Origin of the sequence: Variovorax sp. E3 (assembly GCF_016082275.1) — a bacterium.
GTDB lineage: Bacteria > Pseudomonadota > Gammaproteobacteria > Burkholderiales > Burkholderiaceae_C > Variovorax.
In genome coordinates this window covers 17940-30313 of sequence record NZ_MOWM01000087.1, presented here as the reverse complement: position 1 = coordinate 30313, position 12374 = coordinate 17940, and the positions used below count along the sequence as shown (strand labels likewise).

The following is a 12374-nucleotide window of genomic DNA, read 5'->3' as shown; positions in this document are numbered from 1 at the left end:
CCACTGAATGGCGCTCGTTGGGCGCTGCCCCCATCCCAACCTTCCCCCGGGAGGGGAAGGAGCAAGGCAGCACAGTGCGGCCTCTACTTCTTTTCTGGCGCCGGCTCCGCATCGGTCACGAAGCCAATGCGGCTCAAGCTGCCTTGTTCGCGATACCCATCAACGCCACCACCTTGCCGTACGCCACCGTGGTGTCGGCGCGCAATTGCACCTCAGTGTCCTTGCTGTTGGCGGCCGCCTTCTCCAGGCCGGCAGCCAGTTCCTCGTCGGTCACGACGCGGTCGTTCAGGAAGACCTTGCCCGTCGCATCGACCGACACGCTCACGAACTTGGGCGTGTCGTTGGGTTGGCCGGCGTCGGTCTGTGGCAGGTCGAGCTTGATCGAGCTGGCCATCAGCGGCGCGGTGATGATGAAGATCACCAGCAGCACCAGCATCACGTCGACCAGCGGCGTCACGTTGATGTCGGACAGCGGCCGCTGCGCGCCGCCGCCCATCGCGCGCCCGCCGCCGCCGGCGCTGCTGCCCAGTGAAGTGCGACCGAAGGCCATGGTGGTGTGGCTCCCGTGCGGGTCAGACCGGCATCGGCCGCGCGGGCGGCGGCGCGGCGGGCCTGGGCGCATCGCCGAAGCTGCCCAGCAGGTCGTGCGCGAAGCCTTCGAGCTCGGCCTCGATGCGGCCGATGACGCGGCCGAACACGTTGTAGGCCAGCACGGCCGGAATGGCCACGGCCAGGCCGAAGGCCGTCATGACCAGCGCCTCGCCGACCGGCCCCGCGACCTTGTCGATGGTGAAACCGCCGGTCTGGCCCGCGATGCCCGACAGCGCGCGGTAGATGCCCCACACGGTGCCCAGCAACCCTACGAAAGGCGCGGTGGCGCCGACGGTGGCCAGCAGGATCTGTCCGGCCTGCAGGCGGCGCAGCGCGCCGTGCAGCGCGTTGCGCAGGACGCGGGTCAGGCGCTGGTTGCGGTCGACCGTGGCGCCCAACGTGCCTTCAGGCGCGCCGGCGGCCACGCCGCGAATGGCCGACACGGCCGGCGACACCAGCGTCGCGCGGTCGAAGGCCTTGAGTTTCTGCTCGGCGTCGGCCAGCGTGGACGACTGCCAGAAGGCGGCGATGCTGCGCAGCACGTCGCGCGTGCCGCCGCGCAGCAGCCAGGCCTTCCAGAGGATCACGACCCAGCTCGCGATCGACATCGCCAGCAGCAGCGCCGCCACCGAACGGCTGACGCCGTCGCCTTGGGTCAGCAGTTCGAGCACGCTCATCGGCGGTCCTTTGGGTTTTTAGCGAAGGCCCAGCACGTCGTACATGTCGAACAGGCCCGCGCGCTGTTCTGCCAGGAAGCGCACCGCGCGCAGGCTGCCCTGGGCGTAGGTGACGCGGCTCGACGACTTGTGGGTGATCTCGATGCGCTCGCCGGTGCCGGCGAACAGCACGGTGTGGTCGCCCACGATGTCGCCGCCGCGGATGGCCGAGAAGCCGATGGTCGAGGGATCGCGCTCGCCCGTGATGCCTTCGCGGGCGTACACGGCGCATTCCTTGAGGTCGCGGCCCAGCGCGTCGGCGATCACTTCGCCCATCTTGAGCGCGGTGCCCGAGGGCGCGTCGACCTTGTGGCGGTGGTGGGCTTCGATGATCTCGATGTCGTAGCCGGTCGACATGGCCTTGGCCGCCATCTCGAGCAGCTTGAGCGTGACGTTGACGCCCACGCTCATGTTGGGCGCCATCATGATGGCGATGTCCTTGGCGATCTCAGCGATCTCGGCCTTCTGCGCGTCGCTGAAGCCGGTGGTGCCGATGACGGCCTGCACGCCGAGTTCGCGGCAGACCGCGAGGTGGGCCAGCGTGCCTTCGGGGCGGGTGAAGTCGATGAGCACCTGGGCGTCCTTGAGGCCCGCGCGCAGGTCGGACACGATCGGCACGCCGCTGTTGAAGCCCAGGAAGCCGCCGGCATCGGTGCCGAGCGCGGGGCTGCCCGCGATGTCGAGCGCGCCGGCCAGGCGCAGGTCGGGCGCGTTGCGCACGGCCTCGATCAGCATATGGCCCATGCGGCCCGACGCGCCGGCGATGGCGACACGGCGCGGCGCTGCGGCCGGACCGGAAGAGGAAATGGAGGTGGATTCAGTCACGCGGATTCAGTCTTCGATATGGCCAATGGCATGCATGGACACGGGACGGACGCCGCCTGACTCGGCGGGCGCCGCCCGCTGTGCGCGCTCAGCGCGTGGCTTCGAGCGGGGGGTAGGCGGCCGGCAGCGGCGGCAGGCTGGCCGACGGCGACTTGGCCGCGGCATCGGCCTTGTCGTCCTTGGCGGGCGCGAATTTCTTGAGCTCTTCCTCGGACGCCTCGAGCGTGGGCACCTTGCCCGATTTCTTGCGGGTGTCGAGCGTGGCGACGAAGTCTTCCTCGCTCGGCATCTCGTCGCCTTCGAAACGGTCCATCAGTTCGCCGTTGAAGAACACCGTGAGGTGGCGTTCCTGCGGGTCCACGCCCTGACGGCGGATGGTGAAGACGTAGTCCCAGCGGTTGGAATGGAAGACGTCGGTCAGCAGCGAAGTGCCGAGGATTTCACGCACCTGCTGGCGGGACATGCCGGGCTTGAGCGCCGCGACCTGTTCCTTCGACACGAAATTGCCCTGCACCACTTCGACTTTGTAAGGGGTGACGGCCGACAGGGCGCCACGCGTGCGCTCAGTGAAACCGCTGCAGGCACCGAGGCCGAGCGTCGCGGCAATGGCGGCGACCAGCAGCCACGGACGGCGTTGGAGAATGGCAGGCATGGGAGGAAAGGGGGTAGCGATATGATCGGCCATTGTAGCGGCTGCCCTTTCCAGGGCCTTTGCCGCAGCCCAGGGCGCAGGAACCAACATGGCCAACATCGACGAACTCAAGAATACCGGCCTCAAGGCCACATTGCCACGCCTGAAGATCCTCGAGATCTTCCAGACCGGCAGCCAGCGGCACATGACCGCCGAAGACGTGTTTCGCGTGCTTTTGAACGAGCATTCGGACATCGGCCTGGCCACCGTGTACCGGGTGCTGACCCAGTTCGAGCAGGCCGGCATCCTGGAGCGCAGCCACTTCGAAAGCGGCAAGGCCGTCTACGAGCTGAACGAAGGCACGCACCACGACCACCTGATCTGCACCTCGTGCGGCAAGGTCGAGGAGTTCTACGACGCCGAGATCGAGCGCCGCCAGCAGATGATCGCCAAGGACAAGGGCTGGATCCTGCAGGACCACGCCATGTCGCTGTACGGTCTTTGCGGGGATTGCGCCAAGAAGCGCTGAGCCGGCCAGGAACACCGTCAAAAAGGGGGCGCGAGCCCCCTTTTGCATTCAGTCCCCGTCGCGGGAGTTTTCCATCGCCTTGTGGTGGCGCGCCACGAAATCGGCGTACGTGTCGATGCCCCGCAACTGCAGGATCGAATTGCGCACCGCCGCCTCGACCAGCACGGCGATGTTTCGCCCCGCCACCACCTGGATGATGACCTTGCGCACCGGAATGCCCAGCACGTCCTGCGTGAGCGGCGCCGAGGGCATGCGCTCGTAGTCGCGCTCGAAGCTGTCGCGCCGCACCAGGTGCACGATGAGCTTCAGCCGCATCTTCCGGCGCACCGCCGTCTCGCCGAAGATCGCGCGGATGTCCAGCAGGCCGATGCCGCGCACTTCGAGCAGGTTCAGCAGCAGGTCGGGGCAGCGCCCCTCGATGGTGTTCTGGTTGATGCGGTACAGGTCGACCGCGTCGTCGGCCACGAGCCCGTTGCCGCGCGAGATCAGCTCCAGGCCCAGCTCGCTCTTGCCCAGGCCCGACTCGCCCGTGATCATCACGCCCATGCCCAGGATGTCCATGAACACGCCGTGCATCGAAGTGCGCTCGGCGAAGTGCTTGGACAGGTAGGCGCGCAGCAGGTCGATCACGAAGGCCGACGACTCGCGCGTGGCAAACAGCGGCAGCTGGGCGCGCTCGCAGATCGACAGCAGCTCGTCGGGCGCGGCCTGGCCGTCGGCCAGCACCAGCATCGGCGGCTCCAGCGTGACGATGCGGGCGATGCGCCGGGCGCAGTCTTCGAGGCTGCCGCGCGTCAGGTAGGCCACCTCGCGGGCGCCCAGGATCTGCACGCGGTACGGGTGGATGTAGTTGAGATAACCGACCAGGTCGGCCGCCGACTGCGCGCGGCTGATGACTTCGGGGTCGAACTGGCGCTCTGACGCACCGAGCCCGGCGAGCCATTCCCAGCGGAGCGACCCGCGGAACTCCTCGAACATGGCATCGGCGCTGATGACGGTCGGCTTCATGCGTTCAGGCGCGGCGCACGGACGCCGGCATTGCGTTGGAGTAACGGAAAGAAGAGCCGCGCAGCTTATCAGCAGCCGCGCGTGCCGACGCATGCGCTCAGGCGACTTGCGTGGACTGCCAGCCGGCAATGAGGCCGTGCAGGGCGGCGGCGTCGGTGCTGGACTTGATCTGTTCGCGCAGGCTGGCGTCGCTCAGCAGCTCGGCGATTTCGGAGAGGATTTCGAGGTGCTTCTGCGTGGCCGCTTCGGGCACCAGCAGGAAGATCAGCAGCGCGACGGGTTGCTCGTCGGGGGCGTCGAAACCGATCGGGTTGGCCAGCTGGAACACGGCGGCCATTGGCGCCTTCAGGCCCTTGATGCGGCCATGCGGAATGGCGACACCGTGGCCCAGACCGGTGGAGCCCAGGCGCTCGCGCGCAAACAGGCTGTCGGTAATCAGGGCGCGTCCCAGACCGTGAAGGCTTTCGAACAGCAGACCTGCTTCTTCGAAAGCACGTTTCTTGCTAGTAGCGTCAACGCTCACAAGCACTTGAGCGGGCGGCAGGATGGACGCGAGGCGATTCATGGTGGGTGCAGAGCGGGGGCGATTATGCACCCGCTTGGTAAAAACCCCCAGTCCCCCTCATTACTTTCTGTCTACATGTTGCCCAGAGGCCTCGCCCACCCTCTGGGGGCTTGCAATGCCCTACTGCCACAGTCGGAAAACAAAAAGCCGCCCGAAGGCGGCTTGTGGTGCGAGCCGGGGCTCGGGGTTCACATCAGGCGCTTGGGCGCCGCGTGATGGTGGTCCTGCAGGCGGTCCTTGTGGCGCACCACCTGGCGGTCGAGCTTGTCGACCAGTTCATCGACCGCAGCGTAGAGATCAGCGTGGCTCGACTCCGCGAACATGTCATTGCCCTTGACGTGGATGTTGCATTCCGCCCTTTGGCGGCGTTCCTTTTCCTTCTGCTTTTCCACCGTGAGGATCACCTTGACATCGACCACCTGGTCGAAATGTCGCGTGATCCGGTCCAGCTTGCTCGTGACGTAGGTGCGCAAGGCAGGTGTGACGTCGAGGTGATGACCGCTGATCGTCAAATTCATGAATGACCTCCTGGAATTGACGGTTGGGGAAATGACCGCGCTCCCGAATGAAGCGTGGCCGGCGAAAACAGATGCAGGGGGAAGCGGGGGAAAGAAAGAGGGGGCTGAGAGAAGAAGAGAAGAAAGAAGGGGCGGTCAATTCACTATGCCCAAGCTGTCACGGTATTGCAATACCTGGGTTGCCCCAGGGTGCGGCGGCTTCGCGCGCCCCTCGTTGCACGCTCGCGAATCGATAGCAGCTCGCGCACGCGGCGCAGGCGCTGCGGCGTTTTGAACAGAAGTGTTTCAGCAGGAAAGACCCTGAGACCCTGCGACGGGCAGGGCCAGCCGGAACGCTCAGCGCCAGGCCGCGCGCATGCGGTTGCGCAGGTCGATCACGGCGCTGGGCGGCGGCACCGCCGGCGGGCGCTCGGGCGGTGGCGGCCAGGTCTGCTGCTCGAAGCCCGCGAGGTCGGCCTCGCCGATGAAGCGCGTACGGTTGGCGTACAGGTGCCGGTCGCCGCGCACCGCCTGCTGCGTGATGTAGAAGCGCTGCGGCACCAGCAGGTGCAGGTGGTCGCGCGCGCGGGTCATGGCCACGTAGAGCAGCCGGCGCTCTTCTTCGAGCTCGTGCGCGCCCTGCGCCACGTCGGCCGGCAGGCAGCCGTCGACCACGTTGAGCACGTGCACCGAGTTCCACTCCTGCCCCTTTGCCGAGTGGATGGTCGAGAGGATCAGGTAGTCCTCGTCGAGCAGCGGCGGGCCCGGGCGGTCGCTGGTGGCTTCGGGCGGGTCGAGCGTGAGTTCCGTAAGGAAGCGTTCGCGCGAGCCATAGCCGGCGGCCAGCCGCGCGAGCTGTTCGACGTCGGCGCGCCGCACGCCGGAGGTGTCTTCGTACAGCCGCTCCAGATGCGGCTGGTACCAGTCCATCGCCAGCTCCACGTCGGCGGGCCATGCGAGCGAAGGCGAGCGCAGCGCCTCGTAGGCCTTGGCGAAGTCGGTCCACTGCGTGCGCGCCGAAGCAGGCGGCACGAAGTCGCGCACCGCCGCCACCGGGTCGGCTGCCTGGTCCATCGCATCGAGCAGCCGCGTGCCCGTGACGGGCCCGATGCCCGGGATCAGCTGCGTCACGCGGAACCCCGCCATGCGCCCGCGCGGGTTCTGCGCGAAACGCAGCACCGCGAGCAGGTCCTTCACATGCGAGGCTTCCAGGAACTTGAGGCCGCCGAATTTCACGAACGGGATGTTGCGCCGTGCCAGCTCGAGTTCAAGCGCCGCGCTGTGCGTCGAGGTGCGGAACAGCACCGCCTGCGACTTCAGCGCCAGCCCGCCTTCGCGGTGCGCCAGCACCTTGTCGGCCACCCAGCGCGCCTGCCCCGCCTCGTCGGGCACGAGCACCAGCAGCGGCTTGCCGGCCGAGGGCTTGTCGGTCCACAGCGTCTTGGCGTGCCGCTCGGCGGCCTGCGCGATGACGCGGTTCGACACATCGAGGATCGGCTGCGTCGAGCGGTAGTTGCGCTCCAGCGTGACCACGCGCGCTTCCTGCGTGAACTGCGACGGAAAGTCGAGGATGTTGCGCACCGTGGCGCCACGAAACGAGTAGATCGACTGCGCGTCGTCCCCCACCACCGTCACGCCGCGTCCGTCGGGCTTGAGCGCCAGCAGGATCGACGCCTGCAGCAGGTTGGTGTCCTGGTACTCGTCGACCAGCACATGGTCGAAGCGCGCGCCCACGTGCGCCGCCAGCGCGGGCTCGGCGACCATGCCGGCCCAGTAGAGCAGCAGGTCGTCGTAGTCGAGCACGTTCTGCTGCTGCTTGGCCTCGACGTACGCGCCGAACAGCTTCTTGAGCTCGGCCTCCCATTCGGCGCACCAGGGGAAGGACTCCTTCAGCACCTCGCCCAACGGTGCGCGCGTGTTCACGCAACGCGAGTAGATCGACAGGCAGGTGCCCTTGCGCGGAAAGCGGTTGACCGTGGCGGACAGCCCCAGCTCGTGGCGCGCCAGCCCCATCAGGTCTTCGGCGTCGCCCCGGTCGTGGATGGTGAAGTTTTCGTCGAGCCCGATCTGCGGGGCGTACTCGCGCAGCAGCCGCGCGCCGATGCCGTGGAAAGTGCCGGCCCACGGCAGCGACGGCGGCGCTTCCGTATTGAGGCCCAGCACCTTCGTCAGCACCTGGCCCGCGCGGCGCCCCATTTCCTGCGCGGCGCGGCGCGAGAAGGTCAGCAGCAGCAGGCGCTGCGGATCGACGCCGCCGGCAATGAGGTGCGCCACGCGGTGCGCCAGCGTGCTGGTCTTGCCCGACCCGGCCCCGGCAATGACCAGCAGCGGCCGCTCGTCGGCCTGCGCGCCGGCTTCCAGGGCCGCGCCCACCCCGTGCTCCACCGCCGCGCGCTGCGCCTCGTTGAGCGAGGCCAGCGCGGCCGCCAAGCGCTCGGCCTGGGTCTTCGGGGCAGCGGAAAGAACGGGGTGCGCAGCGGTCTGCATGGGCATGACTTTACTGTATGCCCGTCCAGTCCCGCCGCCTTGCCGTCATGTGGCCGGTGACATAATCGCGCCTCGCTGCAACCGGAGATTCTTCCCAATGGAAACCGCCCCGTCTCGGCAGCTTTCAACTCCCTTTCAGACGGCTTGAACTGACCGCTCGCGCCGGGCTCGGGAATTGAAAGCGCCCCTCCCTCGCCCATCGTCCAGTCATCCCCGGGAGTGAGCCAATGCTCAACATCTTTACGCTCGCCAACGGCCGCCTCGTCCAGGAAGAGATCGAGGCGCTCGAAGAGCTCTCCAAGTTCCAGCCGATCTGGGTCGACCTCGAATCGCCCACGCTCGAAGAAAAGCGCTGGATCAAGCAGTACTACGGCCTCTCGATTCCCGAAGACGCGATGGACGAGGACATCGAGGAATCCGCGCGCTTCTACGAGGAAGACAACGGCGAACTGCACATCCGCTCCGACTTTTTGATCGACGACGACGAAGACCCGCGCACCGTGCGCGTGGCCTTCATCCTCAACCAGCACAACACCGACCTGCGCAGCAAGGGCGTGCTGTTCTCGATCCACGACGAGGACGTGCCCGTGTTCCGCCTGCTGCGCATGCGCGCGCGCCGTGCGCCGGGGCTGATCGAGGACGCCAAGGAAGTCATGCTCAAGCTGTTCGACGCCGACGCCGAGTACTCGGCCGACACGCTGGAGAACATCTACGACGAGCTCGAAGTGGCCGGCAAGAAGGTGCTGTCGGGCAACGTCAGCGACGAGCTGGCCGGCGAGGTGCTGGGCGCCATCGCGCGGCAGGAAGACTTGAACGGCCGCATCCGCCGCAACGTGATGGACACGCGCCGCGCCGTGAGCTTCATGATGCGCAGCAAGATGCTCAACGCAGAGCAGTTCGAAGAGGCGCGGCAAATCTTGCGCGACATCGAGTCGCTGGACAACCACACGGCCTTCCTGTTCGACAAGATCAACTTCCTGATGGATGCGACCGTCGGTTTCATCAACATCAACCAGAACAAGACCATCAAGATCTTCTCGGTGGCCAGCGTCGCGCTGCTGCCGCCCACGCTGATCGCGAGCATCTACGGCATGAACTTCAAGTTCATGCCCGAGCTCGACTGGGCCATGGGCTACCCCTATGCCATCGTGCTGATGGCGGCCAGCGCGCTGGTGCCGATGTGGTACTTCCGCCGGCGCGGCTGGCTCAAGTAGTTCGATACCCGGGCCTGGGCCCCGGTGCTAGAGTGGCCGTCAGCCAGGCGCTGACCGGAGAGCCACAGTGCGCAGACTTCGCTTCCTCACCAACCGCCACCGCGCGCCGTCGACCAACACCGCGCTGGGGCTGCTGCTGGCCTTCAATGCCGGCGCGGTCAACGCGGGCGGGTTCCTCGTGCTGCACATGTACACCTCGCACATGACCGGCTTCGCGTCGCAACTCGCGGACGGCATGGTGCTGGGCAACGTCACGCTGCTGCTGAATGCGCTGGGCGCGATCCTGGCGTTCCTGACCGGCGCCGCGGTCTGCGCCATGCTCGTGAACTGGGGGCGGCAGCACCGCATGCACGGCGTCTATGCCCTGCCGCTGGTGCTCGAGGCCGCGTTGATGTTTCCGTTCGGACTCATGGGCGCCATCACGCTGACATGGCCCACGCCGTTCGCGGTGCCGCTCACGGTGCTGCTGCTGTCCTTCATCATGGGCCTGCAGAACGCGGTGGCCTCGAAGACCTCGGGCGGCAGCATCCGCACCACCCACATGACCGGCAACATCACCGACATGGGCATCGAGATCGGCAAGATGCTCTACTGGAACGGCCGCGCCAAGCCCGCCACGCCGGCGGTGCGCCACGACCGCGCCCGCATGCGCCGCGCGGGCGCCTGATCGGCATGTTCGTGCTCGGCGGTGCGGCGGGGGCACTCGGCTTCAAGTACGTGGGCTTCGTCTGCGTGGTGCCGCTGGCGGCGCTGCTGCTCGCGCTGTCGATACCGCCGCTGCTGCGCGACATTCCGCGCCGCCGCGCGTCTTCCATCAGTTGACGGCCGGCAGCCCGGCCAGCCACGCGCCGATCAGCGCGAGGCTGTAGCGGCTCGCGACCACGGCGACGAAGCACGCGAAGTCGCCATGCGCCGCGTCGTCGGCGCGATCGGAAATCGTGCGCATCGCGGCGAAGGGCACGCCGTAGTCGTGGCACACCTGCGCCACCGATGCGCCTTCCATCTCGACCGCGAGCGCATCGGGCAACTCGTGTTGAAGCGCGATGCTTTCGGCGGTGGTCGAAACGAAGCGGTCGCCGCTGATCAGCAAGCCGCGATGCAGCTTCGGCGCTTGAAGGCCGAACTCGTCGACGCCCTCCTGCCCGATCAACGCCACCGGGTCGCGCAGCACATCGGCGACGACGGCCGACAGCGCGTTGCCGATGTCCGGGTCCGCGGCAAAGCGCGACAGTCCCATCAACGGAATCTCGTGCTTCGGGAAAAGCGGCGACGCGTCCATGTCGTGCTGCAGCAGCTCGGTCGCCACCACCACGTCGCCCACGTTCACGCCCGGCGCCAGGCCGCCTGCGACACCGGTGAACACGATGGCCCGCGCGCCGAAGCGCTCGAGCAGCACCGTGGCCGTGATTGCCGCCGCCACCTTGCCGATGCGCGACAGCACCGCCACCACCGGCTGGCCGTGCAGGTGCCCCACCCAGAAGTCGCGCCCCGCGACGCGCACGCGCTGCTCGTCGGGCATTTGCGCGAGCAGCGCACTCAGTTCCTCGCGCATGGCCGCAACGATGGCGATAGGCCCGGAGGGCAACACGACAGAACTCAAAACAGGACTCTCTCTATTCCAGAAACACCGCGGAACCGGCTTTGCCGGACCGCGTGTGTTGTCCCCAGCCTTGGGGGTTTATTTCATGTCCACGCCGTAGAAGGTGTGGCGGCCGAACGGGCTCAACTTGAAGTCTACGACCTCCTTGCGCACCGGCTTCAGCTGCACCGCATGCGCGATGGTGAACCACGGCGCCTGCTCCTTGAAGATGACCTGCGCCTTCTTGTACAGCGCGTCGCGGTCGGCCTGCTTGACCGTGCTCTTGGCCTTCACCACCAGGTCTTCATACGGCTGGTAGCAGAACTTCGAGATGTTGCTGCCGCTGGCCGACTTGGCCGACGCGCAGCCCAGCAGCGTGTACATGAAGTTGTCCGGGTCGCCGTTGTCGCCGGTCCAGCCCAACATGCCCATCTGGTGTTCGCCGGCCTGCAGGCGCTTGCGGTACTCGCCCCACTCGAAGCTCTTGATCTCGGCCTTCACGTTGATCTTGGCCAGGTCGGCCTGCATCAGCTCGGCGATGCGCTTGGCGTTCGGGTTGTACGGGCGCTGCACCGGCATGGCCCACAGGTCGGTCGAGAAGCCGTCGGGGAAGCCGGCCTGCGCCAGCAGCTTCTTCGCGGCTTCGGGGTCGTACGGGTCGTCCTTGACGGCGTCGTTGTAGGACCACATGGTCGGCGGAATCGGGTTCTTCGCGGCCACGCCGGTCGACAGGTACACGCCGTCGATGATGGCCTTCTTGTTGATCGCCATGTTGATGGCCTTGCGCACGCGCACGTCGTCGAAGGGCTTCTTCGTGGTGTTGTACGAGAGGTAGCCCACGTTCAGGCCGGGCTGCTCCAGCAGTTGCACGTTCGGGTCCTTGCGGATGGCATCGAGGTCGGCCGGGTTCGGGTACGGCATGACGTGGCACTCGCCCTTTTGCAGCTTGGCCCAGCGCACCGACGCGTCGGGCGTGATCGCGAACACCAGGTCGTCGATCTTGGCCTTGCCGCCCCAGTACTGCGGGAAGGCCTTGAAGCGGATGATCGCGTCCTTCTGGTACTGCACGAGGTAGAACGGCCCGGTGCCGATCGGGTCCTGGTCGACCTTCTCGGGCGTGCCGGCCTTCAGCATGGCAATGGCGTATTCCTTCGACTGGATGCCCGCGTACTGCATCGCCAGGTTCGCCAGGAATGGCGCCTCGGCCTGGTTGAGCGTGATCTTCACCGTGTAGTCATCGACGCGGTCCACCGACTTGAGCAGCTTGGGCATGCCCATGTCGTTGAAGTACGAGTGGTTCTGGCTCGTCACCTTGAAGAAGGGGTCGGTCTCCTTCCACTGCCGATCGATCATGAAGATGAAGTCGTCGGCGTGAAGTCGCGCGTGGGCTTGAAGCTCTTGCTCGTGGTGTGCCACTTCACGCCCTTGCGCAGGTGGAAGGTGTAGACCGTGCCGTCGGCGGAGATGTCCCACTTCTCGGCCAGCCCGGGCACGACCTTGGTGCCGCCGCGCTCGAACTCGACGATGGTGTTGTAGACCTGCGTGGTCACGTCGAACGAGGTGCCGGTGGTGTTCATCCCCGGATAGAAATTCTCGGGGCTGCCTTCCGAGCAATACACCAGCGTCTTGGCGGACACGGCGCCGCAGGCCAGGGTAAGGGCCGCAAGCGCTGTCGGTGCCAGGAGCGCCAGGCTTCGTGAGCGGCGCGAAACGGTGGGCTGGGTCTTCATGT

The 12374-nt window shown here is 66.8% G+C and carries 10 protein-coding genes and 3 pseudogenes; 3 read left to right on the top strand and 10 right to left on the bottom strand.

What is annotated here, in order from left to right; all coding sequences use genetic code 11:
* Positions 1–83: 83 nt before the first annotated feature.
* From BMG07_RS25380 to BMG07_RS25365, 4 genes and pseudogenes are all read right to left on the bottom strand, one after another.
* Positions 84–550 (bottom strand): annotated as a pseudogene (locus BMG07_RS25380) (ExbD/TolR family protein).
* Positions 551–572: 22 nt separating this feature from the next.
* Positions 573–1268, bottom strand: coding sequence for a MotA/TolQ/ExbB proton channel family protein (locus BMG07_RS25375; protein ID WP_198086855.1), 696 nt, complete (start codon positions 1266–1268; stop codon positions 573–575).
* An 18-nt stretch (positions 1269–1286) separates the two neighbouring features.
* A complete protein-coding gene (gene dapB / locus BMG07_RS25370) occupies positions 1287–2132 on the bottom strand; it encodes a 4-hydroxy-tetrahydrodipicolinate reductase (RefSeq protein ID WP_374221317.1) in 846 nt (281 codons plus the stop codon).
* 88 nt (positions 2133–2220) lie between these two features.
* Positions 2221–2784, bottom strand: a complete 564-nt coding sequence (locus BMG07_RS25365; RefSeq protein ID WP_198086854.1) for an outer membrane protein assembly factor BamE — start codon at positions 2782–2784, stop codon at positions 2221–2223.
* An 88-nt stretch (positions 2785–2872) separates the two neighbouring features.
* Here BMG07_RS25365 and fur point away from each other — a divergent pair, with 88 nt between their 5' ends.
* Positions 2873–3292, top strand: a complete 420-nt coding sequence (gene fur, locus BMG07_RS25360; RefSeq protein ID WP_019655576.1) for a ferric iron uptake transcriptional regulator — start codon at positions 2873–2875, stop codon at positions 3290–3292.
* 48 nt (positions 3293–3340) lie between these two features.
* Here the strand turns inward: fur and hprK are convergent, their stop codons facing one another.
* The 4 genes from hprK to BMG07_RS25340 form a co-directional block, all read right to left on the bottom strand.
* The gene (gene hprK / locus BMG07_RS25355) at positions 3341–4300 is read right to left on the bottom strand and encodes an HPr(Ser) kinase/phosphatase (protein WP_198086853.1); all 960 of its coding nucleotides are present in this window, start codon (positions 4298–4300) and stop codon (positions 3341–3343) included.
* Between the two features lie 97 nt (positions 4301–4397).
* The gene (locus tag BMG07_RS25350) at positions 4398–4865 is read right to left on the bottom strand and encodes a PTS sugar transporter subunit IIA (RefSeq protein ID WP_093127334.1); all 468 of its coding nucleotides are present in this window, start codon (positions 4863–4865) and stop codon (positions 4398–4400) included.
* A gap of 188 nt (positions 4866–5053) precedes the next feature.
* Positions 5054–5383: a ribosome hibernation-promoting factor, HPF/YfiA family gene (hpf, locus tag BMG07_RS25345; RefSeq protein ID WP_081270768.1), complete on the bottom strand. Its 330-nt coding sequence runs from the start codon at positions 5381–5383 to the stop codon at positions 5054–5056.
* Positions 5384–5719: 336 nt separating this feature from the next.
* Positions 5720–7849 carry an ATP-dependent helicase gene (locus BMG07_RS25340; RefSeq protein WP_269759374.1) on the bottom strand — a complete coding sequence of 710 codons (2130 nt, stop codon included), beginning with the start codon at positions 7847–7849 and terminating at the stop codon, positions 5720–5722.
* Between the two features lie 227 nt (positions 7850–8076).
* Between BMG07_RS25340 and corA the strand changes: the two genes are divergently transcribed.
* Both corA and BMG07_RS25330 read left to right on the top strand, forming a co-directional pair.
* Positions 8077–9063, top strand: coding sequence for a magnesium/cobalt transporter CorA (gene corA, locus BMG07_RS25335; protein ID WP_198086852.1), 987 nt, complete (start codon positions 8077–8079; stop codon positions 9061–9063).
* Between the two features lie 67 nt (positions 9064–9130).
* Positions 9131–9885 (top strand): annotated as a pseudogene (locus BMG07_RS25330) (YoaK family protein).
* On the opposite strand, the gene BMG07_RS25325 reads toward BMG07_RS25330, so the two are convergent.
* Positions 9878–10615 (bottom strand): 5'-methylthioadenosine/adenosylhomocysteine nucleosidase, encoded by a 738-nt coding sequence (locus BMG07_RS25325; RefSeq protein WP_198086851.1) that lies wholly within the window; start codon positions 10613–10615, stop codon positions 9878–9880. The pseudogene BMG07_RS25330 and the gene BMG07_RS25325 overlap by 8 nt on opposite strands.
* A 126-nt stretch (positions 10616–10741) precedes the next feature.
* Positions 10742–12372, bottom strand: a pseudogene (locus BMG07_RS25320) (ABC transporter substrate-binding protein).
* Positions 12373–12374: the final 2 nt, after the last annotated feature.

What these genes read in the sequence shown, in the direction of transcription:
- BMG07_RS25375 (WP_198086855.1), bottom strand. Translation starts at nt 1,268, where the DNA reads ATGAGCGTGCTCGAACTGCTGACCCAAGGCGACGGCGTCAGCCGTTCG.
- BMG07_RS25365 (WP_198086854.1), bottom strand. Translation starts at nt 2,784, where the DNA reads ATGCCTGCCATTCTCCAACGCCGTCCGTGGCTGCTGGTCGCCGCCATT.
- fur (WP_019655576.1), top strand. Translation starts at nt 2,873, where the DNA reads ATGGCCAACATCGACGAACTCAAGAATACCGGCCTCAAGGCCACATTG.
- hprK (WP_198086853.1), bottom strand. Translation starts at nt 4,300, where the DNA reads ATGAAGCCGACCGTCATCAGCGCCGATGCCATGTTCGAGGAGTTCCGC.
- BMG07_RS25350 (WP_093127334.1), bottom strand. Translation starts at nt 4,865, where the DNA reads ATGAATCGCCTCGCGTCCATCCTGCCGCCCGCTCAAGTGCTTGTGAGC.
- hpf (WP_081270768.1), bottom strand. Translation starts at nt 5,383, where the DNA reads ATGAATTTGACGATCAGCGGTCATCACCTCGACGTCACACCTGCCTTG.
- BMG07_RS25340 (WP_269759374.1), bottom strand. Translation starts at nt 7,849, where the DNA reads ATGCAGACCGCTGCGCACCCCGTTCTTTCCGCTGCCCCGAAGACCCAG.
- corA (WP_198086852.1), top strand. Translation starts at nt 8,077, where the DNA reads ATGCTCAACATCTTTACGCTCGCCAACGGCCGCCTCGTCCAGGAAGAG.
- BMG07_RS25325 (WP_198086851.1), bottom strand. Translation starts at nt 10,615, where the DNA reads ATGCGCGAGGAACTGAGTGCGCTGCTCGCGCAAATGCCCGACGAGCAG.